This window comes from Litorivivens sp. (assembly GCF_041624475.1).
Classification (GTDB): Bacteria; Pseudomonadota; Gammaproteobacteria; order Pseudomonadales; family Spongiibacteraceae; genus Litorivivens.
Genome location: NZ_JBFJUX010000005.1, coordinates 1 through 24,922, shown reverse-complemented (window position 1 = coordinate 24,922; position 24,922 = coordinate 1). Strand labels below are relative to the sequence as shown.

The window sequence follows — 24,922 nt, the reverse complement described above, 5'->3', positions numbered from 1 at the left end:
AAGTCGCATCACAAGGAGGCATTATGCGTAACACAGCACCTGCAATTGATATTGGTATCGAGAAGAAAACCCGAGAGGATATTGCGAAGGGCTTGAGTCACCTGCTCGCCGATGAATACACGCTGTACCTCAAAACACACAACTACCACTGGAACGTGAAGGGCCCAATGTTCAATACCCTTCATAAAATGCTTGAGGAGCAATATCTGGAGCTGGCTCCGGCAATCGATGACATTGCCGAACGCATCCGCACGCTGGGCGAGTATGCGCCGGGTTCCTATAAGGAATTTGCTGAGTTGTCTTCAATCGAGGAAGCCAGCGGCAAGGAAGATGCGGAAGCAATGATTCGCGAAATCGTACTGGCCCGGGAAGCGGTTGTGCGCACGGCGAGAAAGCTTCTGCCGACAGCCGACGATGCGAATGACGAACCTACTACAGACCTGCTCACCCAACGCATGCAGGTGCATGAAAAAACCGCCTGGATGATGCGCAGCTTGCTGCAATAGCAGAACCCAACGCAAATCGAGTTGCACAATGCATGTCAGGCTGACACTTTCTGTGTCAGCCGTTCTAGATCTATCTGATACCCAGCTGTTTTTAAAGGGTTTCTCATAAATGGAGCAAAAATTGCGTTCTCCTTCCAGTGGGTTTTACTTGGGAGAGCGTGATGCGTGGTGCCGATTCTTGTTTTTCTGTCATTCGACGGGCGCTTGTCGTTGAAGACGCCATATCGGAGAGCGAGCGTCTGAAAAGCTTGGTGGAGAGACGAGATGTGCAGGTGACTTGCGTTGATGCGTCGGTAAAAGCGCAGTCACTGCTGGCTACCGAACAATTCGACTTAGTTTTGTGTGACTGGCAGTTACCGGGCGAAAACGGATTGGCGATCTGTCGCGCAGTCAGCGCGCTGGAAGATGGCGACAGGCCATATTTCATTATGGTGACCGGCCGCAGTCAGCGTGTCGATATGGTTGCGGCCATGGATGCAGGTGCCGATGACTTTCTGGAAAAGCCGCTCTGGCATGAGACTTTACGGGTCCGGCTGAAACTTGCGGATCAAATCCTGGGGTGGCGCCGCGCCGCCGCGCTTGCGGCTACTCCAGGTAGCGTGATTTGAGTGCTTCCCGCTGACGCTTGCCAATGCCCAGTTCGGCCTTGAGATAGTCATCGACAGAGTCATAGTGCTCTTCAATGGCATTGAAGGCCGCGGTAAGGTATTCCTCCCGGGTGTCCATCAGGGCCTGAAAAGCAGAGAGATCAACGTCGCTGGTATGCTCAGTGTATTTACTGGCGAGATATTCGAGCTCGCCTTTGGGTGGGTAGTACTGGGCCGTTAGCAAATAGTCTTCCATGATGGTTTCGCGGGGTACATCCAGCGCTGACAGAATCAGCGCCGCGGCGAAACCGGTGCGATCTTTACCGGCAGAGCAGTGAAAAAGGAAGGCTCCCTCTTCATTGGCCATCAGCAGCTCAAACATGCGGCGGTAGGTGTGTGTCTGTTTCAGAGCCAGTTCGCGGTTGATCAGCACCATCCACTCAAACATTTGCTCGCCATTGACCGATTGAAAGTCCGACATGGCAATAGACTGCGTGTGGTCGCCCGGCGATATGGCCAGGTTGTGGATAGCGGCCTCGGCAAAATCGCCGAGATCGGTGACGTCTTTCAGGTATTCATCTTCGCGGCGAAAGTCACAGATTACCCGCAGATTGAATTTCTGCAACTGGGCTTTGTCACGGGGTGTGAGGGCAGACAGGCGGCCAGCGCGGAAAATACGGCCCCAGCGGGTGGTGCTTCCGTCAAGGGTTTCATAGCCGCCGAGATCGCGGATATTGGGGGCGCCTTCCAGATCAAGGCGGCGTTGGAATGTGATTTGCTCTTTTGCACTCATGGTAATGGTCAGTCTCTGATTCAGGCCGATAGTTTACCTTGAGTGGATAAAAAAAGGGCAGCCCGAGGGCTGCCCTTACCAAATGGTCACCTTTTAGGGTTAGAAGTCGTAGCGGGCGGTGATGCCTGCAGTGCGGGGCTGGCCGACGCGGTAGCCTATACGGGCAGCGCCACCGGCCTCACGGTCAACCGATTGCTGGATATTTTCGTCTGTAACGTTATTTACAAACAGGGCAATATCCCAGTTTGCTGTTCTGCCACCAAGACGCAGGTTTGCGGTTTGGTAGTTGTCCAGCTGCTTGTCAAAGTTGATCGTTGTAGCTGTGGAGTTGCCGATGGGCTGTCCAGCGCTAACGTCAACGGTGTCAGCTCCAGCGACCTGATCGACAATTTGCGTGTAACGTGCGCCAACTGATTGGAATGCCGCCGTGAAATAACCTTCCCAGCTATCGCTCCACTGGAAATAGTTGGTTGATACCAGTGCTACAGAGTAGTCAGGCGCTGTTGGCAGCTCGTTGCCGTCCTCAATGCCGCCCAGAATGGTAACGTTGCCACTCGCGTCAGTAGAGGTGACTGTCGAATCAAGCTCGGCGTCGATGTAACTTGCTGCAACGCTGACTTCCCATTGGTCAGTCGGGCGTGCAGTTAGCTCCAGCTCAATACCTTGGCTGTGGGCTTCTTCAACGTTGTAGACGATACGGGAGGAACAGGTACCGGCATCAAGGGTGGCCTGAAGGTTCTCAATGTCTGAGTAGAACACGGAGACATTGAAATTGCCTCGGCCGCCAAAGACGGTTGTCTTGGCTCCCATCTCGTAGTTGATGACTTCTTCATCGTCAAAGTCGTTGAATCCGCCAAAGGTTGCTGCGTCTGCCGGCGTACAGATATTGGTGTTGATCGGGTCGTTGATGCCACCGAGACGAAAGCCCTTAGCCACTTGGGCATTGAGCATGACATCGTCGTTGAGGTCATAGCGAAGCAAGAGGCGAGGCGACACGCCGGAGCTGTCGGTATCCTCTTCTTTTTCAGTGAGACCGCCGAATACACCATTGATTACAACTTCACGGTCCTCATCGAAGTCAAAGAATCGCGCGCCGACGGTCATGTTGAGCTTGCTGGTAACGTCGTAGGACACCTCCCCGAACAGTGCTGTCTGCGTTAGTTCGTAAGGGATATCGGAGTAATAGAGCTCGTCCACCTGAGCGTATTTACCCCGCGTGGGTGCGCGCTGTCCGCCGGCGGCCTCGTATCCGGGAACCATCAGCGACTGAGCATAGTTCCTGTCAATTTGGGTATAGAACACACCTGCAACCCACTGCAGAGCGTCGTCATTGTTTGATGCCAGACGGAATTCCTGGGTAAACATCTCGACTTCGGTCGTGTCAGCCAGGGTCGCGCTTAGTGCGTAGACCGACTCACCGTTAGGGTCGTTACGGTTAACGAAACCGGAAAGCGCTGTTGCATCGCGCTCAACAATGACATCCCGGTCGGTCCATGAGGTGACCGACGTAAAGGTCATTTCGTTAAAATCTACATTGGCGTTGAAATCAACCAGTAGGAACTCGTCCTCAAAGTTTTCTTCGAGCTGGGTGTACTGCTCGCGCTCTCCCAAGGTAATGGCGGGGCGAGTGGTGGTGAAGGGGTTGGCGAGCACGTTGTAGTGATCTTCGCGGTTAAACCCATCCATATCAATGTCTTGCCACACTACCCGTGGAGTCAGAGTAACGTTGTCGCTAGGCTGAAACTTGAAGGCGAGTCTGGCGCCGTGTTTTTCGCCGCTGTTTACGTCTTCTTCTTGGCCGCCATTGGGCTGGATAGCATCAATGTAGCCGGCAAACTGCTGGCTGTAGAGAACGGCACGCATTGCAGAGCGCTCGCCGAGCACCACATTGGTGTGTCCTTTCAAGCTGCCACCAAATTCACCATCTTTAACATGTTCAATGGTCGATGTAAGTGATCCGCTGTTTTCGGCCAAATCGGGTTCGTTACTGATATAACGAATGGTGCCCGCCAATGAACCGGAACCAAACAGGGTACCCTGCGGACCACGCAGTACTTCCACACGGTTGGTGTCGTAGAAGTCCAAGTCAGGTGTGAACAGGGACAGTGAAATAACGGATTCGTCGAGGTAGACGCCGACCTGTTCTTTTACGCCGGGCTGGTCACGCACGATCTGGCCAGCGGAAATACCGCGAATGGCCACCTGGCTTTGACCCGGGCCGAGGTTCTGAACCGCTAGGCCTGCAACACCGTCCGCCATGGTTTCAAGGTTGGTAGCACCGGAACGGCGCAACTGCCCCTCGGTTTTAGCGGCAATAGAGAATGGAACATCCTGCAGTGTTTCTGAGCGCTTCCGTGCGGTAACAACAACCTCTTCCATAACGGCTTGTTGGTTTTGGGCAATGCCCGGTGTGGTATATGAAGCAGAAATCGCGGCGACGGCCGCGGCTAACGACAGGTGTTTTCTCATTCTCGTCTCCCCGTGAAAACACATTATTATCTGCACACCGATGGTGCGCAGGGTTTCGCGAACGACTGTACAAAAAATCGGCGCGGTTTTCCACGGCTATGTTTACGCCGAATCATCTACTTAATCAATAGCTTGTATTGATCTCCTGATTGCTTCACTCGGGCCACGGTCTGTGTAATATACGGGCACCAAAGCTAAAGCCGTAAGCCTATGAATGATGTATCCCGGCCCCCGTTGGGCCCCCGCGCCCTGAAATGGGGCGATGCCGAGCCCAAGGCGGTGTTTCTCCCGGCCAATGGTTTTCCCGTGGCGAGCTACGATTTTCTGCTATCGCCCTTGGCCAAGCGCTGGCCGCTGCTCGGTATTGAGAATCGGGGCGTATGGGATGAAGCGCCGCCGTCGCAGGGCTTTAACTGGGCCAGTCATGCGGCAGATTTGCTGGAGCTTCTGGGGCAGGGTTCAGTCGAACAGCCGATCGTCGGTATGGGGCATTCCATCGGCGCAACCGTTACCGCCATGGCTGCGCGTCAGCATCCTGAGCAGTTTCGGGCGTTGGTGCTGATTGACCCGGCCACGGTACCAGGCCGCTGGCTGCCGTTGCTGGTGCGCCTTATGCCGTCATTGACCAAGCGCATGGATTTGGTCACGCGTACCCGCAATCGGCGCGAAATCTGGCCGGATGAGGAGGCCTTCGTGTCCTACCATCGTGACAAGCCGGTGTTTCGTACGTTTTCGGAGCAGGCGATGGCGGACTATGCCAAGGCCGCTCTGCGCGAGAGCGGGGCCGCCTATAAACTGGCTTACTGCCGGGAATGGGAAGCCTGGAATTTTCAGCATACGGCGGTGTTCTGGCCGGTGGTGCGAAAGTTACCGATGCCAACCCTGATTCTTCGCGGCGAAACCTCCTATCTTCACCCGGCGTCTGAGTTTGCCCGCAACAGTCGCAGGCTGCCTGACCACATTCAGGCAGTGACCGTGGCGGGTGCCGGGCATATGCTGCCGCAGGAGGCTCCGGAGGAGGTTTTGTCACTGGTTAGCGACTGGCTAGCGGTGTTGGATTGATTCCGGCGTCGGACATAACTGGCGGTGGACACAACTTGGCGTGATATCCCAAGTTTACAGCGACAACTCGTGCCTACACTGGCAACAATAACAATGTCTGTACCGGAGATGTCATGGCTCTCACTTTTGATAGTGCTCGACTGCACAACCCCTATCTGACCGAAGAGCATGAGGCCTGGCGCCATCAGCTGCGCCGCTTTCTGGAAGCGGAGGTGGTGCCCTTTCTTGATGACTGGGAAGAGTCCGGTGAAATACCCGATTCGCTGTGGCCGAAAGCGGCCGAGATCGGGCTGTTGCAGCTGGGTTACCCGGAAGCCTATGGCGGCCTTTCTGAGGGTATCGATGCTTGGTACAGCAATATCACCAACGAGGAATTAACCCGCGCCGGGTCGGCAGGCGGTTTGGCCAGTAACCTGCTGATTCACGGTATTGGTTTGCCGCCGGTGGCCCACTTTGCCAGCGAAGAGATTAAACAACAGGTGATTCCGCCGATTATGGCGGGCGAAAAACGTATCGCGCTGGGTATTACCGAGCCCTCTGGAGGCTCGGATGTCGCCAATATTACGACCACTGCGCGCCGCGACGGTGATCACTATATTGTTAACGGCAGCAAGACCTTTATTTCCGGCGCGATGAAAGCCAACTGGATCAGCGCGGCGGTGCGCACGGGCGGTGAGGGCGGTCGAGGTGTTTCGATGCTGCTTATTCCAACCGACCTGCCTGGCGTATCGCGTACCCGGCTGGACCGCAAACAGGGCTGGTGGTGCGCGGAAACCGCCACGATTTATTTTGATGATGTGCGAGTGCCCGCGGAAAACCTGATTGGCGAAGAAGGCCAGGGCTTTCTGGTGATTATGAGTAATTTCAACCCCGAGCGCATCGGTTTGGCTGTGACCATGGAAGCGGCCTCGCGGGTGTGTCTGGAAGAGGCGGTGGAGTGGGCGCAGCAGCGCAAAACCTTCGGCAAACGCCTGGCCGATCATCAGGTGATTCGCCATAAAATCGCTACCATGAAGCAGAAAATCAACGCTACTCAGGCCTATATCAATTACGTTACCCAGGCCCATATCGAGAATCGCCTGAGTCCGGGTGATCTGGCGCTGGCAAAAGTGCAGGCCAGTGAAACCATGGAATACTGCACCCGCGAAGCCAGCCAGATTCTGGGCGGTGCCTGTTATCTCCGTGGCAATCGGGTGGAACGTTTTTATCGCGAGGTGAGAGTCAACGCCATCGGCGGCGGCAGTGAAGAAATCATGCGCGATCTCGCAACGCGGCAATATCAACTGTAGGAATGAGTATGAGCAAACCCAAACTCTGGCACAGTTACAGTGCCCGTTCACTTCGCCCCCTGTGGGCACTGGAAGAAATGGGCATCGATTACGATCTGGAATTGCTGCCTTTCCCGCCGCGGATTTTCAAACGCGACTATCTGGACATCAACGCGCTCGGCACTGTGCCGTTTTTTACTCACGGTGAGGTAGAGATGACGGAGTCGTCGGGTATCTGCCTGTATCTGGTGGAAACCTGGAAGCACGCTGAACTCGGTGTGCCGGTCGGGCATGCCGAGTACGGAGACTACCTGAATTGGCTGTTTCACTCGGACGCAACCCTCACCTTTCCGCAAACCATTGTGCTGCGTTACTCGCAACTGGAATCCAAAGATCGGCGTTTGCCGCAGGCGGTGGAGGACTACAGCACCTGGTTTATCAAACGCCTCAAGCGGCTCAATGCTCACATCGCGGAGCGGGAGTTTCTTTGCGATAAGCGCTTCACCGTCGCCGATATTGCCATCGGCTATGCCTTGTATCTGGGTGAAAGCCTTGGTCTCGACCAGTTTTACGAACCGCAGGTAAATGACTACTGGGCGCGGCTGAAAGCGAGGCCGGCCTTTAAGCGGGCTGAAGCTATTGGGCGCGACGAGGCCTTGTTCAAGCCAGTGAAATATCCCTTTGAGGATGCACCGGAGTTGTTTTAAGGGAAAGCACCTAACGCTGTCATAGATAATAGAATCAGGAGCAATACCATGCGCTTTACCGAAGAGCACGAAGCCATTCGCAATACCGCCGCCCAGTTTATTCAAAAGGAAATCAACCCGGTTTCCGACGCCTGGGAAGAGGCAGGTATTTTCCCGGCACACGAGGTTTTCAAAAAACTGGGCAATCTGGGGCTGCTCGGCATCAACAAGCCGGTCGAGTACGGCGGCATGGGGTTGGATTACAGCTATCAGGTCGTGTTCATCGAGGAGATGGGCTTGATACACAGTGGTGGCGTAGCCATGGGAATCGGTGTGCAAACCGATATGGCAACGCCGGCGCTGGCCAAATTTGGCAGTGATGACATTAAAAAAGAATTCCTGGCGCCGGCTATCACAGGTGACGCCGTGTTTTCCATTGCCGTCAGTGAGCCCCATGCGGGTTCGGATGTGGCGGCAATCAAAACCACGGCCCGCAAGGATGGCGATGATTACGTTATCAACGGCAGCAAGATGTGGATTACCAATTCCACGCAGGCGGATTACCTGTGCTTGCTGGCCAATACCAGTGACGACAAGCCCCACCTGAATAAATCGCTGATTATCGTGCCGACCAATACCCCCGGCGTGTCTTTTTCCGAACGTCTGGACAAGCTGGGGATGCGCTCGTCCGATACAGCTCAGGTGTTTTTTGACGATGTGCGAGTGCCGCAGAGAAATCGTATTGGCGAAGAAGGGCAGGGCTTTGTGTATCAGATGCTGCAGTTTCAGGAAGAGCGCCTCTATGCCGCAGCCGGTGGCCTGAAAACCATGGATTCGCTGATTGATCAGACCATCGAATACACCCGCGAGCGCAAGATTTTTGGCAAATCCGTGCTCGACAACCAGGTGGTGCATTTTCGTCTGGCGGAATTGAAAACCGAAGTTGCCGCGTTGCGCGCTCTCACCTATGACGCGGTTGAAGGTTATGTGCAAGGCGAAGACGTCACCATGAAAGCGTCGATGGCCAAGCTTAAGGTGGGGCGCTTGCTGCGCGAAGTTACCGATTCCTGTCTTCAGTACTGGGGCGGAATGGGCTTTATGTGGGACAACCCGGTGGCGCGCGCCTATCGCGATACTCGTATTACCTCCATCGGCGGCGGTGCCGATGAGGTGATGCTGAGCATCATCTGTAAAATGATGGGCACGCTGCCCGGCAAGAACAAGTAAGTTGTGATGCAGGCGAGTGTGAGGACCCGCTTGCAATCTGGCGCCAGCACGTAAAAAATAACGCGTCCTCAGATACTTGGCGTCTCGATGTCCAACAACGAACGGCACAAAAACGATTCAAACAGTGTCTTCAGCCGGTTTCTGCGCTTCTGGCGCAGTGTGCACAAGGTCAGCCAGGAAGAACTGGCCTTTCGCTTGGGTAGCTCACCGCGTCATATCAGCCGTCTGGAAAACGGTTCCAGTCGCCCCAGTGAAACCATGGTGATGGAAGTGGCTGAAGCGCTGGCGCTCGGCAAGCGTGACCGCAATCACCTGCTGTTGGCGGGCGGCTACGCGCCGGTCAGTGAAGGCCCGGATTTCAATGCGCCTGAGCTTAAATGGCTACGCAAGGCGATGATCATGAACTTGCGAGCACTTGATCCGTACCCCGCGTCCGTTATGGACGGTGCCGCCAATCTGCTAATGGTTAACCGTGGTTGGGTAAGTTTCTATTCACGCGTCGTTCCTGCCGAAGAGCTCGCCAATGTGCGCAATCACTACGATTTTATCTTTGATCGCCACGGGGCGGGCAATATCGTCAGTGATTGGGAAGATACCCTGTCGGCAATTCTTATGTCGATTCAGCAGGCGGCCTTGTTTACCGGCGACGATCAGGCCTGGCAAACACTGAAGCGGTTAACTGCCTTCCCCAGTGTGCCCGATGACTGGCAGCAACGTGCGGCGCGCACCGAGCCGATGGCCAGTTTTCGGGTACAGCTGAATGTAGAGGGGGCCTTGCGCCGCTTTTTCAGTGTCAGCACCATGGCCGGGGCGCTTGGCCCCAATGCCTTTGTCTCTGAGCCGCGACTGACCATAACCACCCTCTACCCCGAAGAAGACCTCGACCTGGCGTCAATGCAGGATGATGGCGTCAGCCACCCTTTGCTTTTCTACTGATCAGGCAGTCTGGTCCCGGTCGTCCAGGGCTTGCTAAATACCCATTTTGGGTTTTTAATAACCCAAAATGGGTATTTGGTGTGGCTATATGGGTGAAAGGCAAATTAGTTATGGTGAGGCGCTGTTTTCCGGTACCCGTCAGAAGGTGCTGGCCTTGTTCTTTGGGCAGCCGGATCGATCCTATACCCAGGCTGAGTTGATTGAGCTGGCCAATGCCGGGACGGGAGCTGTTCAGCGCGAGGTTGAGCGGTTGACAAACAGCGGTCTGTTGACAGTGAGAAAGATAGGGCGTCAAAAATTTTACTCGCCGAATCAGCAAGCCCCCATTTACCCGGAGCTGTGCGCGCTCGTTCGCAAGACCTTGGGTATTGAGCAGCAACTGCGCGCGGCTATTGATCAGGGCGGTGAGAATATATTAATGGCCTTGCTGTATGGTTCGGTTGCCAAAGAAGAGGATCGTGCAAACAGTGATATTGATGTGTTGCTGGTTTCGGATACTATGACACTGGAAGGTGTTTTTCGCTTGTTTGAGCCCGCTGAAAAGGCCTTGGGACGCACGATCAACCCTACGCTATATACCGTTCAGGAATTTGAAAAACGCCGTGCAGACGGTCAGCCATTCTTGCGGAAGGTGCTGGCTGGAAAAACCATATTGCTGAAGGGAAGCAGCGATGGACGCCTTGGATAACCTTGTCAAAATAGGCCAGCTGAAAAAAGAACCTCCGGATATTGACGAATTTCAGGGACTGGTGCATTCGGGGAAAGTGCGTCTGCACGACGCCTCATTACAACAGTTAAGTCCGGAAAGCCGTTTTGATCTTGCCTACAATGCCGCTCATGCCTTGGCGCTCGCTGCCCTGCGCTGGCACGGTTACCGCTCAGAGAATCGCTACCAAGTCTTTCAGTGCCTGGCGCATACCCTCAATTTGCGCCCTGAACAATGGCGGGTTCTGGACTTGGCCCACCGTAGAAGAAACCTCGCTGAGTACGAAGGCCATCTCGATATTGATGATGGACTGTTGGCTGGCATGATTGAAGTGGTGGCGGTTCTTGAAGAGGAGATTGCACTGCTGGGATTACCGTGTCGCTAATTTCGACGCGCTCCCTCTAATCCAAATGGCCGACCTCGCCTTATTGACAAAATGTCAACAGAGGGCGAATGTAGCGGCTCGGATTCTTCGGGAGTGTTCCCTTGCCAGCAGCCCAGCACCGCCAAACCCTACAGACGCTCAATCAGCGGGCATCGCGCGAAGAGCGCCGGGAGCAACTGATCAAGGTTGCTGCCTACATTGTCGAGTTTGAAGGTATCGATGCGCTGAAACATGCCCGCATTGCCGAGCTGGCGGGCTGCGGTCGGCCGCTGGTGTATTCCTATTTTCCGCAGAAATCCGATCTGTACTTTGCCATTTCCGAATCCTTTTACCGCCGCCTGGAAGAGCGCTTTACCTGCGAGGAGCAGTATCAGGCGATCAAGGGTTTTTTGGCGGGAGACCACAGCCTGAGCACGCGGCTCGAAAGCCTTATCTGGGACGTTATTGATGAATATGGCTGCGCCGGTTTGATTCTGCGCACCGTGCCGGAGCTCAATGAAGATTTTCAGAATTATCACCGTGAGCTGGTCAGCCGCTATGAATACCGCTGGCAGCGCTATTTTTCAGAGCTGGGGGCCGATGAGCTTTCCGCCCGTCTGCTGCTCGACAACTGTACGGCAGTCACCAAAAACTTTGCCCTGGCCTATCGGCGCGGTGAGCTGGATCGGGAAACCTCCCTCAAGCGCACTCTCTCGGCGCTGGGGGCGCTGGTTCAAAACGACATTCAACGTATCCAAAAACACGTTCAAACAAACGGAATTAACAAGGAGCGCACGACATGAGCTTTAAGCTGAGCATTGGTATTTATGGTTTGGAAAATCTTTACGGCGGCAGCCCCAGGGGTTTGATCGAGGTCGCCCAGAAAGCGGAAGCGGCTGGCATCGACCAGCTCTCCATGACGGATCACGTGGTGATGGGCAGTCGCACCGACCGCTATCCCTACGGCGAGTTCCCCTCGCCGCCGGAGACCCCTTGGCTGGAGCCCATGACCATCGAGGCGGCGATTGCCGGATCTACCGACAAAATTGAACTGTCCCAGGGCATTCTGATTTCACCGCTGCGCTCGGCAGCGCTTCTGGCCAAACAGGTTGGAACACTGGATGCGCTGGCGCCCGGCCGTGTGGTGATGGGTTTGGGTACGGGCTGGCAGCGCGAGGAATTTGAAGCCTCGGGCCTGCCTTTTGCCGGGCGCAAGTCTTATATGTTCGAGCAGATTGGTGCGATGAAGGCCCTTTGGAAGGATGCGCCGGCCAGTTACCAGGGCGAGAAAATTGCCTTCAATGATATCTACTGCCGTCCGGCACCGGAAACCGTGCCCTGTTGGGTCGGTGTGAAAGCCAATGAGGAAAACTGCAAGGCCATTGCCCAGGTGGCCGATGGCTGGATTCCTATCGAGCAGGACCCTGCTGTGTTTGGTGAGGGCGTCAAAGCACTGCACCGGGCCTTCGAAGACGCGGGCCGCGACCCGGCCGAGCTGCAGGTTCGCGCTATGGTCGAGCACAAGTTTGATGCGAACGGTAATCCGGACTATCAGGCCACCATTGATACCATCCCTGCGATGCTTGAAGCCGGTGCTACTTACATCGAAATTCTGCCGCTGTACTTTGTGTACGACGTGGCAATGTTCGATGAATTTTTCGGTCGTCTGGCCGAAGCCAAAAAACAGTTCGCGTAGAGGATCGGATGATGGATAAAAATAATATTCCCTGGCAGCTCGCCAACCAGTATGTACGGATTGTTGATGACCGCGTGTTTGATGAGGCCGAAGACATCATGTGGCCGGACTTTACCCAGCACGGCCCCGGCTTTGGGGCTGAGTCGCGGCAGGTGTTTATCGACAATCTGGAATTTCTGCGGCAGTACAGCCGCACCTTCCATCTGATTGGTTCCCAGTTCGGTGAGTGGGAGGGCGATACTTACAACGGCGAAACCTACTGCATCGCCTCGCACTTCTATGTGAAGGATGAAGTAGAGCACAAGATGGATATGGGCATCCGCTATCAGGAAACCATCGAAATTCGAGACGGCGTTGCAAAATACCTGAAGCGGGATCTGAACGTGGTCTGGGCCGAAGATCGGCCATTGGGAGGGCAGTGACATGAGCCGACCCGTAGCCTTTATTACCGGTGCCAGCCGGGGCATAGGCGCTGTCACGGCGCTGGAGTTCGCACGCCACGGTTACGATCTGGTGCTGACAGCGCGCACCTTGAAGGAAGGTGAGCAGCACGAATACGGCAGCTGGGAGTCAACCACCACAGCCTTGCCGGGTTCGCTGGAATCCACCGCGGCGGCGGCAAGAGAATTCGGCTCAGAAGTCTTGTTGCTGCGTTCGGATATTCTGGATACGGCTTCGGTACTGGCCGCCGCGGACCAGGCGCTGACGCACTTCGGCAAGGTGGATGTGCTGTTCAACAATGCCTGTTATCAGGGGCCGGGCAATATGCAGCGGGTGCTGGAGGTCGAACTTGATCAGGTTGAAAAAATCTACCGCGGCAATGTTCTGACCCCGCTGGCGCTGGTTCAGAAGTTGTTGCCGGGCATGCTGGAGCGGAATAGCGGCGCGGTGATCAATATGGTGTCTGGTTCTGCGCTGAGCGATCCGCCCGCACCGGCTGATGAAGGCGGCTGGGGCTTTGCCTACCCCTCCTCAAAAGCTGCACTTATTCGCATGATGCCCTCGTTGCGGGTTGAGCATAAAGCCAGCGACATCCGCTTTTTCTCGGTAGAGCCGGGCTTTGTGTTGACCGAGGTGATGAAGGCCAATGGTTTCGATGACAAAATCGCGGCGCGCTTCAACCCGACACCGCCGCAGGCGATTGCCGATATTGTCTATTGGCTGGCTAGTGACGGGGCTGCTCTCGAGCAGCACCATCGAGCGGTAATCTTCGCGCCTCAGTTGCACAAGAAGCTATTCGGCGAGGCGAAATAAATGTTGCTCGAGGGGAAGGCCGGTCTGGTGACCGGGGGCGGCAGCGGCATTGGCCGCGCCACGGCCCTGATGTTTGCTAAAGACGGCGCACGTGTGGCGGTGGTGGATTACCATCTGGAAACCGCTGAAGAAACGGCGGCAATGATTCGCGAGGCAGGCGGAGAGGCCATTGCGGTTCGTGCCAATGTGGCCAAGGCCGAAGATGTAAAGGCGATGGTTGAGCAAACGGTGGCCGCCTTTGGTCGCTTGGATTGCGCCAGCAATAATGCCGCTTTCGGGGGTGGTTTTGCCTTGGTGCCGGATATCGACGAGAAAAACTGGCAGCTGGCGCAGGACGTTTCCCTGAAGGGCGTATGGCTCTGCATGAAATATCAGATTCCGCAAATGCTGAAGCAGGGCGGCGGAGCCATCGTTAATATTGCGTCTCTATCAGGTGTGCGCGGCGAAGCCATGCAGGCACCTTACAGTGCGGCCAAGGGCGGTGTTATCGCGTTGACTCGCACCACGGCGGCCGAGTATGCACAGAAAAATATTAGGGTGAACGCCATTAATCCCGGTGGTATCCGTACTCCCGCGATTGTCGATTATTTTGCCAAGGTGCCGGGTGCGGAAGAGCATACCGCCGGAGTGCATGCGATGCGGCGGTTAGGGGAACCGGAGGAAGTAGCTGACGCGGTTACTTATCTCTGTTCTGACCGAGCTTCTTTTATAACGGGTACCACGCTGGATGTGGATGGGGGCGTTATGGTGAACCCCCATACACTTTGACTTGTCCGATATTGAGTACAGAGTTTTGCTCGTATCGGTGAACAGCGGTGTCCGTTTAAAGTGCTGTTGCCACTGGTCGTTTCATAATCAGGCCGGAGCTACGGTGGGTGAGCACCACTTTGCCGTCCTGATTGATAAGTTCACTGCGTGAAACGAGGATGCCGAAAGCCGGTTTGGATTTCGATTCCCGTTTAGATTCTACCGATGCAACCGCGTGTACATAGTCACCGGGCGTCAGCGGGTAGGGCATGCGCCAATCTTCAATACCCAGTCCGGCGACCATGGCGGGGGGCTCCTGATTACTCTCGGTCAATAGCTTGGTCAGGATCGCATAGCTGTGAACGCTGGTGCCAATCAGACCGGTGGGATAGTGTTTGGCGGCTTCCTCGTCGATGTGAAAGGGCTGGGGGTCCCATTGACGGGCAAAGGTGATCAACTCGTCTTTATCCAGGTAATAGTCGCGTGAGGTATAGCCTGTGCCCAGATCGATGTCTTCGTAATACAGCATGGTCTTCCTTAGTGCAGGGTCTCAACAAAAGTTACTTTTTTCTTCGGCCAGAAACGCCAGGGTTCTGTCGACGGCCTCGGGGTCGGTTTCCATACAAAAGGCGTTGAAATCATCGACGCCAATCTCAGCCAGTTTGTGCAGCTGATTGCGCAACGATGATCGATCACCTATCAGCGCGATGTCGACAGGGTGTTGTACACCTTCCCTGTCCAGCATCGCTTTGTAAGAGGGGATATGGCCGTAGATGGCGGTTTTTTCGGCAACCGCGGTGTGTGCTTCGGCGGGTTTGTCGGTGAGCACAATAGGGAAGCTCGCCACGATTCTTGGTTTTGGCCTGCCGGCGCTGTGTGCGGCATCTCGGATGCGTGGAATAATATGCTGCTCAAGTGTCTTTAGACCGGTCATCCAGGTGCTTGTGCCGGCGGCGAGTTCTCCGGCCAACTTCAGCAGCGCCGGGCCGAGTGCGGCTACGATCACGGGAACTTCGGTGACCTCAGCGACGGGCATTTTGGCATGAACGCGATACAGCTCACCGTCATAGTCACATCGCTCGCGGCGGCACAGAGGCCCTAACACCTGAAGATATTCCCGCATCTGCTGAGCCGGTTTTGCATAAGACAAGCCATACATGTCTTCGATAACCAACTTGTGAGAAAGCCCGATGCCCAGATCAAAGCGGCCCTTGCTTATTGCACTGGCGGTGAGTGCCTGTAGCGCCAGTGAGGTGGGATGTCGCGGCTGTATAGGGGTGACAGCGGTGCCAAGCCTGATTCGGTGGGTTTCGCGGGCGGCAAGTGTCAGTACGGAAATCGCGTCGGCGCTGAAAACCTGTCCCATCCACGCTTGATCAAGGCCGAGCGCTTCCGCTTCGCGTATCTCCGTTAAATAGTCTTCTATTCGGTAACGGCCATTGTTTTTCATGCCGCACATGAAGCCCAATTTCATGAGGCGGGTTGCTCGTTTTCTGTTCGAAGCTCGGCATAGTAAAGCAATTGTGCTTCTTCCTTGGCCCACCGGTAGTCTGCCTTGCCGCTGGGACTTCGCTTGATGGTTTTGACGTAGTAAACGCGCCTTGGAAGTTTATACCGGGCAATGTGTGTGCTGCAGGCCTTATGCAAGCTGGCGAGGTCGGGGCGCTGGTCGCCGTTCTGAAGTTTTATCAGGGCGGTTACACACTGACCGAAGCGCTCATGAGGTGTGGCGACCACCAGGCAATCCAGCACTGCGGGATGGGCTTTAACGGCCATCTCGACTTCTTCGGCATAGATCTTCTCTCCGCCGGAATTAATGCACTGGGAATCACGGCCCAGCATGGTGATCGTGCCATCGGCATTGTGGCGGGCTCGGTCGCCAGGGATTACGTAGCGCTTTCCATCTGCTGCCGTCACAAAACTCTTTGCTGTTTTTTCTTCATCCTTGTAGTAAGCGAGTGGAATGTAGCCCGACTTGGCCAGAAAACCAATGCGCTCGTCTCCGGCAGGAATGATAATCAGCTGGTCGTCCAGAACAACGGTGTTTCGGGCCGGAGTGACTCTTGGGCCGCCAACGTCAGTTTCTGCCTTACCCTTTTCGTGGATTGTCGTGCCGGTGAACCCGCTTTCTGAAGAGCCGATATTGTCGGTGATTACGACATGAGGTAAGCGTTCAACGTAGCGGTCTTTCAACGCGGGCGAGAATACCGCTGAGGTGCTTGCAAAGGCGAAGAGCGTTGACGTGTTGTATTCGGTGCCGTCCGGTTTGCCTTCCTCAAGTGCAAGCATCAAAGGCTTTGCCATAGCATCCCCGGTGACCATGATGATATTGACACCTTCGCGCTCAACCTGTTGCCACACTTCGTGCGGATCAAAGGTCTTTCGCGCCAGCAGAATAACGGTAGACCCCTCAAATAACGCTCGCAGAATGGCCCACTGTGCGGCGCCGTGCATCAGCGGTGCCATTTGTAATGATTTCATTGGGGTGGCAATTTCCGCCAGGCAGCGATCGGCCATCTCTTCCGGCGAGTCGATGGGCTCCTGCGTATACATATCGATACCGCCACCGAGAATCATTACCGCGTCTTCCTGGCGCCAGACAACTCCTTTCGGCATGCCGGTGGTGCCGCCGGTATAGAGCACATAGTGATCGTCGCCGCTGCGCGGGGGAAAGGGTCTATCTAATACAGTTTTGCACGCATCGTAAAAACAAATGCTGTCTTCAGCGGCCGTATACTTTGATGCTTCGTCGCTCCAGTCGACAGAGACAAAGTGCTGCAGTAGTGGCAGCTGATCCCGAATGCGCCGAACGTTGTCAGAGAATTCGACGTCGTACACCAGCGCCTTGAGGTCGGCATCGCGGCCAATGTAAATCAACTCTTCATCAACATAGCGAAAGTTTATGTTGATGGGGACAGCACCGATTTTGTAGCAACCCAGCATAGCGGTTACCCATTCAATACTGTTGTAACCGTAGATACCCACATGGTCGCCCTTACCCAGCCCGCGCTTTAGCAAAAAAGCGGCAAAGCCTTTGGAGTCATCATCAAACTTTTTATAGCTGGCGCGGTTCTCACCGCATATCACCGCATCCCGTTCGGGAATGTTGGCGGCAACGCGTTCTATCAAATCGGCTACGTTGAATTCCATGATTCTAGTTCCTCGCGCAAGCTAAAAGCTTTTTCTGTTCCTGGCTGTCGGCTGGTGTGCTTATCTGCCGACAAGACGCCCTTCGACATGTTTTTCTCATAGGTAATAGCGAAACAAGCTGTAGTCGCAGTCTATCTTCATCCCGCTGTGTATGTGCTGGGCCGCCTGGCTGAGCCGATGCAGGGCGTTGCTGCTCAAGGCTTTTGTTATGGCGCAGGCGGTCGTTGCTGTTTCTGACTGCTTGCTACTGCAGCCTATTTTCATACAGACGGTATCCTTATTTGACCTTAGTCAGGTGGTCGAGCTGTTTCTGGCACTTATCACCGTAAGGCGGCAGCATGCCCGACAGTTTCATCAGGTTTACCTGTGATTGGTGGTAAACGGCACGTGCGTGGCTGAAGGTTTTGAACCCGTCCTGGCCGTGATAGTGCCCCATGCCTGACGCGCCAATGCCGCCAAAAGGTAGATCCTCACAACTGGCTTGCCCCATCACATCGTTGATACACACGCTACCGCTAATGGTGTGATCGAGCACATAGCGTTCTTCTGAGCTATCGTTGCCAAAGTAATAGAGCCCCAGCGGACGAGGGCGTGCATTGATGTAGCTGACGCATTCGCTCACATCGTCATAGGTCTTGATGGCCATCACCGGGCCGAATATTTCTTCCTGCATGATGGCCATACTGTCGTTTACATCAGTCACCAGCGTAAGCGGGATTTTGTGAAGGTGATCAGGTTGATCTTCGAGGTTTTCCCCGGCGGGGTTGATGGTGTGAATTCTGGCGCCTTTTTGCTGGGCGTCGTCGATTAGATGTTGGATGCGGGCGGCATGCCGCGCATTGATCACCGACGTAACATCGGGGTTGTTGATAACGGTGGGAAACAAGGTGCTATAAAACTCGCTGACGATCTCGATGAAGGCCTGTTCGTCGGCTTTCGGCACAAACACATAGTCGGGTGCCAGGCAGGCTTGCCCCTGATTCAGGGCCTTACCGGTAAAGATCCGTTCCGCCGCTTTGGCGAGGTCGTAGTCCTGGCCTACGATGACCGGTGACTTGCCGCCCAATTCAAGGGTGCAGGGCGTAAGGTTCTTGCTCGCGGCTTCGAGAATGTGGCGTCCAATGTGTGTGCCGCCGGTAAAGATCAGATGGTCAAACGGAAGTGAGGCGAACGCTGCGCCTGTAGACGCATCGCCCAGCACAACGGCAACTTCCTCTGGCTCGAAGGCTTCCGCAATTAAACGGCACAGTAAGGCCGATGTCTCTGGCGTCAATTCGGACAGTTTGAGCATGGCGCGATTGCCCGCCGCGAGTATGCCCGTCAGCGGAGAGATTGCCGTATACACGGGAAAATTCCAGGTGGACAAATTGCCCACCGAGCCTTTGGGTACATACTCGATTCGGGCGCTGGCGCCGAGCAATCCGAAGGGAAAAGGCGGGCGACGACGTTCCGGACGCATCCATCGCTTGACGTGTTTCATCGCATGCTTCAGCCCATCCATCGACGCCAGAATCTCGGACATCTGGCTCTGGTGCCGCGAGCGGTTGCCAAAATCCGCGCTGACGGCCTCAACTATCTGCGACCGGTTGCGGCCGATCAGATCGTGAACACGTGAGAGGCGATCCACGCGCGTAGCGGCTGTTACTACCCCTTCCTTCAGAAAAGCCTTTTTTTGATTGCTGAGCAGTTCGGTGATATCGGTCTGTGCCATCAATGGGTTACCTGTAGAAAAGAGTTGGATCGAGTGAGCGGGGCGGCTATGGCGCTGTTGTGCCAGTCTTCGACCGCTTGGTTAGACGCGACACGCATATTTGCCGGTGCATTAGGGCGCTGCCTGGGATCGTCGTGTCTGACCCGTTGGTCACCGACTCTGATGCTTACGGGCTTGTTAGCGCGCTTTGTCGACATTGCGTTCTCTGTCTGACCCCTTGCTCTGGTTATTGTGGGTGCCATTCAAATCGAAGTGACAAAAAATTTAGATTGCCATCATTGAAATACACTACGGTATACAAGAATATGGTTGTATAAAAGATTGGTAATGTATTAGCCGGTTTTTGAGGCACGTTAGAAAGAGAGGATGCGTAGTGAAAGATATAGCCCCAAATACGCCTGTGATTGTTGGCGTTGGTTTTTATCAAAACCATGCGGAAGATCCGACTGCCTGCCCGGAGCCCTTCGAGATGATGGCGGAGGCGATTCGGGATGCTGCATCTGATGCGGGCAAGGCGACGTTGACGAGGGAGATTGAATCTATTTCTGTCGAACAGGGTATGTGGCAGTACCGGAATCCGGGCCGGCTGATAGCCGAGGCGATCGGTTGCCCTGATGCCCGCAGTGTTTTGGCCGATTTGGGCGTGCTGCAATTGACTCCGCTGTTCGATTTATTTGATGCGATTCAAGCTGGCGAGATATCACTTGGGGTGGTAACAGGCGGTGAGGCCAAATACCGTGATCTGCGCTCCAAGATAACCGGGGTTGAAGTACATAACCGGGAAGAGCCAGACGACACTCCGCCGCCGGATGTTTATCACCCGACACCAGACCCCTTTGCCACGCAGGCTGAATCCAATGCGGGCATTATGATGCCAGTCGAGCTGTTCGCCGTGATTGAGTCTGCGCTGCGCGCGCATCAGGGCTTGGGCGTTGAAGAGCATCGGGACCAGATTGCCGAGCTGTACAGTGAATTCAGTCAGATTGCGTCGAAGAACCCGCATGCCTGGAATCGTGAACCGGTATCGGCGGAGACCATCAGAAATCCAGCCGGGAAAAATACGCTGCTCGCCTTCCCTTATACCAAGAAGCACAACAGCCAATGGAACGTTAATCAGGCTGTGGCGATACTGGTGTGTTCCTACGCGCGGGCGCAGGCCTTGGGTCTAGATGAGTCGCGCTGGATCTACCCCGTCTCGGCAGCACAGTCGCGCCACGTGGTGTGCCTTGCCGAGCAGAAAACCCTGCACAGTCATCCGGGTACCGTGGTCGCGGGAGAACGGGCTTACCAGTTGGCGAACATCAAACCGTCAGATATCGCGGCAGCAGATCTTTACAGCTGTTTTCCCTCGGCTGTTCAGTCGTTTGCACTGGATCTCAAGCTTGGGCGAGACATTCCCTGGACGGTTACGGGCTCGATGGCATTTGCTGGCGGCCCTTACAACCACGGCGCACTCGACGGGGTGGCCAGAATGGCTGAAGTGCTGCGTGAAAAGTCGGCGGAGGAGACCGCGCGGCATTACGGTCTGACGTCGAACCTGAGCGGTATTTTTGGAAAGCAGGCGGTCGCCGTCTTTTCCAATGCGCCGGGTGAGAACGGTTATCGCTACGCGGATGTGACAGAAGAAGTCGCCGCGATCGACCACCCTGTTCCTTCAATTACTGACTATGAGGGCCCAGCTCAGGTACTGGGGTATACCGTGGTGTTTCACAAGGAAACCATTACCCACGGTTTTGTGTATGGCGAAACGCCTGCCGGAGAGCGCGTTGTCGCGCGCTCTGATAATCAGTCGGAGTTGCTTGCCATGACCGAGCAAGAATGGGTAGGCAAGTCCGTTACGGTCAGTGAAGGAAAATTCTTTTCAACGCAGGCCGCCGACGCGGCTGTAAACCAATAATAAAGGAGTCGGGTTTCATGAGTAACGAACTGGATATCAGTACGCCGAATTGCACCATAGAAAAACAAGGCCATGTGCTGGTGGTGACCCTGAACCGGCCGGAGGCCAAAAATGCTCTGAGCGGACAGATGATCGTTGGTATGTACCGGGCCTGGCGCCGACTGGATGAAGACAAGGATCTTTACTGCGCTGTTCTGACGGGGAAGGGCGATACCTTTTGTGCAGGCATGGATCTGAAAACGGGCACCGAGGGCGGTGACGATGCCAATGAAATCAACGCCATGATGAAGAATATTCCTGATTTGCACTGGCAGGCACTGCTGCGCCACAACCGGCCCACCAAACCGGTGATTCTCGCCGTTGAGGGCTATGCGCTTGCGGGAGGCACTGAGATTCTGCAGGGTACTGAAATACGGGTTGCTGCCGAAGACGCAGTCTTTGGTGTGACCGAATGCAAGCGCGGCTTGTTCCCCCTCGGGGGTTCCACCATTCGCTTGCGTCGCCAGATTCCCTATTGTCTGGCGATGGAAGTGTTGCTGCTGGGGAGGCATGTCTCTGCGCAAGAGGCCTTGGACTGGGGGTTGATCAACCGGATTGTGCCTAAGGGCCAAGCGCTGGCCGAGGCATTAAAAATAGCGGAAGAACTTTGTGACAATGCGCCGCTGTCAGTGCAGGCGATTCTTAAATCAGTGCGTGAAAATGATGAGAGTCTGCCGGAACGTGAGGCGTTGGCAAACGAAGAGCAATTGGGTTGGGGCATTTTTGCGACGAAGGATGCCAAAGAGGGGATGAAAGCATTTAAAGAAAAGCGCAAGCCGGTATTTCAAGGCGAATAATGGCAACAGGCGGGTACGGCCCGCCAATAACAGGGGCATAGAGCGATAGCCATGGCTGCATCATCCGTAACCAACTATGACGATTACATTCACGAGCCCAACAATCAGGATCTCTCCGGTATTCCGGGTGACGAGGGCTTGCCACTGATTGGGCATACCGCGCAATTCTATAAAGACCCGTACGAGTGGGCACAAAAGCAATATCGAAAGTACGGTCCGGTGTTTCGTGTCAACGTTGCCAGTGGTAAGGGGGTGGTGGCGCTTGGGCCAGACCTGATGCAGCGGATTTATCTGGATCCGGATCGTGATTTCTCTTCGAAAATGGGATTTATGGATCGAGTGGCGAAATTCTTCCCAGGCAGTTTGATTATGGAGGATTTCGAACACCACAAGGCCCAGCGGCGTATTTTTCAGACCGCGTTCAAAAGCGACGCTCTTAAAGACTATACCCGTGATATCAACACAATTTATCAGCGCGCCCTGACCGAATGGGAAGCTGAGACCGGTAAAACCGTGCCTTTCTTTTTTCTGATAAAGAATTTGCTGCTGGAGGTGGCGGCCGAAGTCTTTATCGGCGAAACCGAGCGCGGCGAGCGGGTGGAACGTCTTAATCAGGCGTTTATTGATGCGCTCAATGGCATGATGTATCTGGTGCCTTTTCGACTTCCGGGTACGGTGTTGGATAAGGGGCTTAAAGGCAGTGAATACCTGCAAAGCTTCGTCGCCAGTCTGATAGCCGAAAAGCGCGACAATAATGCGCGCGATATGCTTAGTCTGATTTGTAAAGAAAAAACCGAAGAGGGAGAGTACTTTCGGGATGAGGATATTGTTAACCAGATAATCTTTTTGCTCTTTGCCGCCCACGATACGACGACGGCTGCGGTCACTCACACCATGTACTATCTGGCGCGTAATCCTGAAATCAAGGAGCGTCTGTATCAGGAGTGTCTGGCGGTTGGCAAACCCGTGCTTGAATACGAAGATCTGGCAAGCGTGCCTTACATGCAGCAGGTCTTTTTTGAAGTGCAGCGGATTCGCACCTCCACGCCGCTGGTGCCGCGCCGGACAATACGAGAAGTGACCTTGGCGGGCGTTACTGTCCCGGCGCACACCATGGTTTACACGGTGCCTCGCTTTACCCATTTCATGGAGGAATACTGGCGCGAACCAGAGCGCTTTGATCCTGATCGCTTCTCACCGGAACGGGCCGAACACAAACAGCACCCCTTTGTCTTTCATCCCTTCGGCGGCGGCGCCCACAAATGTATTGGCATGCATTTCTCGCAGATGGAATACAAGTGTTTCCTGCATCAGTTTCTATTGAAGTATGATTTTGTTGCCAAGCATAAGAAAGAGCCTTTTATGCAAACTTTGCCTCTACCGAAACCCACCGACGATATGCCGGTGGAACTGATTAGGCGCTGAGATGGGGGGCGGCGTGTTTAACCTGTTAAAAGCGAAGATGTTCCGCTCGGGATTTGCGTTGGCAAGCCGAGTGGTGTGGCGACGCCACCGCAGCAATGTCAGGGTGGAAGATCACGTTATAAACAAGGGGCAGCTATCTGTGCGCTGTTACCGGCCCGAGGGAGACGATGCGGCACCGGTTATTCTCTACTTTCACGGAGGCGGGTTCGTTATCGGTGACGTGGAGTCCTACGATGGCATGTGTCGTGATCTGTGTGAAAAGTCGCGTTATATTGTTGTTTCTGTCGATTATCGACGCGCCCCCGAACATCGCTTCCCGGCCGCGGCGGACGACGCTCAGGCGGCATTGGCCTGGCTCGTAGATCAAGCGGCATCGCTGAATATTTCGACCGATCGTCTTTACATTGCCGGCGACAGTGCTGGTGGCAACCTCGCCGCGGTGACGACACTGGCTGCGAGAGATCAATTCCCTGGCCTGGTTAAGGGGCAGCTTTTAATCTATCCGGTGACGGCGCACTACGCGGCCGGGTTTGCATCCTACGATGAGTGCGCCAAGGGTTATCTGCTTACCCGCAAACAGATGATATGGTTCTGGGATACCTATCTGGGCAGTGCGTATGCGTCGGGATATTCGGACCCACGGGCGACACCGCTTGATCGAGATGATCTTGCCGGCTTGCCATCGACCTTGGTTATAACGGCCGCGCTTGATCCCCTGCGCGATGAAGGCCGAGCCTTTGTCGATAAGCTCCGTGATGTAGGCGTTGCGGTCACCCATGCCGAGTACGAGGGCTGTCAGCATGGCTTTATTGGGATTATGGGGCCGACCGAATCTCACAATCGGGCGATGGAGGATATGGTCGCCTGGCTTCGCCACCTGGAACTCTGACGGTTATGGCGCTGGTTGAGGAATTTGCCGGTACCAACCTGCGGTATCAACAGCGCCTCGCATGCGGACTGATCCCCCTGCTTAATTTGCTGCGTGACCATAAGGCCCCAATTGATGATATTTTGGCGACCGTCGGCATTCGTCGGTTTGAGCTGTTCGACCCTGCCTTCACCATTAGTCGAGATGTCGAATATCGCATTGTAGAGGAGGCGCTGGCACGTATACATCAGCCGGCTCTAAGTCTTACACTGGCCCGCTATTATCATTTGCACAACTTTCTGATGCTCGGGCTTGCGATGAGGGCTTGCTCGACCTTGCAGGACGTTTTTGCCTTGATTATCCGCTATCCAAGGCTGGTATGGGGAGTGTGTGAGACGGTGGGGACGACCCAGGGCGAGACCATGCGGTTCGAGTTGCGTGCGGGTGACAGGCGTGTCGAGCGGTTTCTGCTGGAGCGGGATATGGCCAGTATGAAGACACTGTTCAGCGAAGCGCTCGGCGCACCGTTTGAAGTAGAACGCGTCGGTTTCTCTCACCATATTGGCGAGTCGCTCCCAGCATACGAGCAATTCTTCGGGTGCCCGGTGCTGTCGCAATCTGAGACATCCTTTCTCGAGTTCAATCAGAGTCAGCTTGTGCGTCAACTGCCGACTGCCGACCGACTGGCGCTGGAATTTTATGAGGCGCAGTGTGCGCGACAGGTTGCAGAGCTG

General features: G+C 55.0%; 25 protein-coding genes. 19 read left to right on the top strand and 6 right to left on the bottom strand.

What is annotated here, in order from left to right; genetic code table 11:
- The first annotated feature begins 23 nt into the window (after window positions 1-23).
- Window positions 24-506: a Dps family protein gene (locus ABY734_RS07630; protein ID WP_372778379.1), complete on the top strand. Its 483-nt coding sequence runs from the start codon at window positions 24-26 to the stop codon at window positions 504-506.
- 161 nt (window positions 507-667) lie between these two features.
- On the top strand, window positions 668-1,114 hold the full coding sequence (locus ABY734_RS07625; RefSeq protein ID WP_372778378.1) for a PleD family two-component system response regulator: 447 nt from the start codon (window positions 668-670) through the stop codon (window positions 1,112-1,114).
- On the opposite strand, the gene ABY734_RS07620 is transcribed toward ABY734_RS07625, so the two are convergent.
- Both ABY734_RS07620 and ABY734_RS07615 read right to left on the bottom strand, forming a co-directional pair.
- On the bottom strand, window positions 1,092-1,886 hold the full coding sequence (locus tag ABY734_RS07620; protein ID WP_372778377.1) for a tyrosine-protein phosphatase: 795 nt from the start codon (window positions 1,884-1,886) through the stop codon (window positions 1,092-1,094). The genes ABY734_RS07625 and ABY734_RS07620 overlap by 23 nt on opposite strands.
- Before the next feature lie 99 nt (window positions 1,887-1,985).
- Entirely contained in the window at window positions 1,986-4,355 is a 2,370-nt protein-coding gene (locus ABY734_RS07615) for a TonB-dependent receptor (protein WP_372778376.1), read from the bottom strand.
- A gap of 210 nt (window positions 4,356-4,565) precedes the next feature.
- Between ABY734_RS07615 and ABY734_RS07610 the strand changes: the two genes are divergently transcribed.
- From ABY734_RS07610 to ABY734_RS07555, 12 genes are all read left to right on the top strand, one after another.
- Window positions 4,566-5,417 (top strand): alpha/beta fold hydrolase, encoded by an 852-nt coding sequence (locus tag ABY734_RS07610; protein ID WP_372778375.1) that lies wholly within the window; start codon window positions 4,566-4,568, stop codon window positions 5,415-5,417.
- Window positions 5,418-5,530: 113 nt separating this feature from the next.
- Window positions 5,531-6,706 (top strand): acyl-CoA dehydrogenase family protein, encoded by a 1,176-nt coding sequence (locus ABY734_RS07605; protein ID WP_372778374.1) that lies wholly within the window; start codon window positions 5,531-5,533, stop codon window positions 6,704-6,706.
- A gap of 8 nt (window positions 6,707-6,714) precedes the next feature.
- Window positions 6,715-7,392 carry a glutathione S-transferase family protein gene (locus tag ABY734_RS07600; RefSeq protein WP_372778373.1) on the top strand — a complete coding sequence of 226 codons (678 nt, stop codon included), beginning with the start codon at window positions 6,715-6,717 and terminating at the stop codon, window positions 7,390-7,392.
- A gap of 48 nt (window positions 7,393-7,440) precedes the next feature.
- Entirely contained in the window at window positions 7,441-8,598 is a 1,158-nt protein-coding gene (locus tag ABY734_RS07595; RefSeq protein ID WP_372778372.1) for an acyl-CoA dehydrogenase family protein, read from the top strand.
- An 87-nt stretch (window positions 8,599-8,685) separates the two neighbouring features.
- Window positions 8,686-9,534 (top strand): helix-turn-helix domain-containing protein, encoded by an 849-nt coding sequence (locus ABY734_RS07590; RefSeq protein WP_372778371.1) that lies wholly within the window; start codon window positions 8,686-8,688, stop codon window positions 9,532-9,534.
- A gap of 145 nt (window positions 9,535-9,679) precedes the next feature.
- The gene (locus tag ABY734_RS07585; RefSeq protein ID WP_372778370.1) at window positions 9,680-10,222 is read left to right on the top strand and encodes a nucleotidyltransferase domain-containing protein; all 543 of its coding nucleotides are present in this window, start codon (window positions 9,680-9,682) and stop codon (window positions 10,220-10,222) included.
- The gene (locus tag ABY734_RS07580) at window positions 10,206-10,625 is read left to right on the top strand and encodes a hypothetical protein (RefSeq protein ID WP_372778369.1); all 420 of its coding nucleotides are present in this window, start codon (window positions 10,206-10,208) and stop codon (window positions 10,623-10,625) included. The genes ABY734_RS07585 and ABY734_RS07580 overlap by 17 nt, the downstream gene beginning before the upstream one ends.
- Window positions 10,626-10,726: 101 nt before the next feature.
- A complete protein-coding gene (locus tag ABY734_RS07575) occupies window positions 10,727-11,407 on the top strand; it encodes a TetR/AcrR family transcriptional regulator (protein WP_372778368.1) in 681 nt (226 codons plus the stop codon).
- Entirely contained in the window at window positions 11,404-12,300 is an 897-nt protein-coding gene (locus tag ABY734_RS07570) for a TIGR03619 family F420-dependent LLM class oxidoreductase (RefSeq protein ID WP_372778367.1), read from the top strand. The genes ABY734_RS07575 and ABY734_RS07570 overlap by 4 nt, the downstream gene beginning before the upstream one ends.
- 8 nt (window positions 12,301-12,308) lie before the next feature.
- Window positions 12,309-12,722, top strand: coding sequence for a nuclear transport factor 2 family protein (locus ABY734_RS07565; protein WP_372778366.1), 414 nt, complete (start codon window positions 12,309-12,311; stop codon window positions 12,720-12,722).
- Window position 12,723: 1 nt separating this feature from the next.
- Complete coding sequence (locus tag ABY734_RS07560) at window positions 12,724-13,554, top strand: SDR family NAD(P)-dependent oxidoreductase (protein WP_372778365.1); 831 nt, start codon at window positions 12,724-12,726, stop codon at window positions 13,552-13,554.
- On the top strand, window positions 13,555-14,322 hold the full coding sequence (locus ABY734_RS07555) for a glucose 1-dehydrogenase (protein ID WP_372778364.1): 768 nt from the start codon (window positions 13,555-13,557) through the stop codon (window positions 14,320-14,322).
- Between the two features lie 55 nt (window positions 14,323-14,377).
- Here the strand turns inward: ABY734_RS07555 and ABY734_RS07550 are convergent, their stop codons facing one another.
- The 4 genes from ABY734_RS07550 to ABY734_RS07535 all read right to left on the bottom strand — a co-directional run bounded on the left by ABY734_RS07550 (window position 14,378) and on the right by ABY734_RS07535 (window position 19,162).
- A complete protein-coding gene (locus ABY734_RS07550) occupies window positions 14,378-14,830 on the bottom strand; it encodes a MaoC/PaaZ C-terminal domain-containing protein (protein ID WP_372778363.1) in 453 nt (150 codons plus the stop codon).
- A 21-nt stretch (window positions 14,831-14,851) separates the two neighbouring features.
- Entirely contained in the window at window positions 14,852-15,775 is a 924-nt protein-coding gene (locus ABY734_RS07545; RefSeq protein WP_372778362.1) for a TIGR03564 family F420-dependent LLM class oxidoreductase, read from the bottom strand.
- Window positions 15,772-17,451 carry an acyl-CoA synthetase gene (locus ABY734_RS07540; protein ID WP_372778361.1) on the bottom strand — a complete coding sequence of 560 codons (1,680 nt, stop codon included), beginning with the start codon at window positions 17,449-17,451 and terminating at the stop codon, window positions 15,772-15,774. Before ABY734_RS07540 ends, ABY734_RS07545 begins: the two co-directional genes overlap by 4 nt.
- A gap of 277 nt (window positions 17,452-17,728) precedes the next feature.
- A complete protein-coding gene (locus ABY734_RS07535) occupies window positions 17,729-19,162 on the bottom strand; it encodes a coniferyl aldehyde dehydrogenase (RefSeq protein ID WP_372778360.1) in 1,434 nt (477 codons plus the stop codon).
- A gap of 373 nt (window positions 19,163-19,535) precedes the next feature.
- Here ABY734_RS07535 and ABY734_RS07530 point away from each other — a divergent pair, with 373 nt between their 5' ends.
- From ABY734_RS07530 to ABY734_RS07510, 5 genes are all read left to right on the top strand, one after another.
- A complete protein-coding gene (locus tag ABY734_RS07530; protein ID WP_372778359.1) occupies window positions 19,536-21,059 on the top strand; it encodes a hypothetical protein in 1,524 nt (507 codons plus the stop codon).
- A gap of 17 nt (window positions 21,060-21,076) precedes the next feature.
- Window positions 21,077-21,895: a crotonase/enoyl-CoA hydratase family protein gene (locus ABY734_RS07525; protein WP_372778358.1), complete on the top strand. Its 819-nt coding sequence runs from the start codon at window positions 21,077-21,079 to the stop codon at window positions 21,893-21,895.
- Between the two features lie 51 nt (window positions 21,896-21,946).
- Complete coding sequence (locus tag ABY734_RS07520) at window positions 21,947-23,320, top strand: cytochrome P450 (RefSeq protein WP_372778357.1); 1,374 nt, start codon at window positions 21,947-21,949, stop codon at window positions 23,318-23,320.
- Between the two features lie 13 nt (window positions 23,321-23,333).
- Complete coding sequence (locus ABY734_RS07515) at window positions 23,334-24,209, top strand: alpha/beta hydrolase (RefSeq protein WP_372778356.1); 876 nt, start codon at window positions 23,334-23,336, stop codon at window positions 24,207-24,209.
- Window positions 24,210-24,214: 5 nt separating this feature from the next.
- The coding region (locus ABY734_RS07510) for an AraC family transcriptional regulator ligand-binding domain-containing protein (protein ID WP_372778355.1) at window positions 24,215-24,922 on the top strand (708 nt) is incomplete at its 3' end.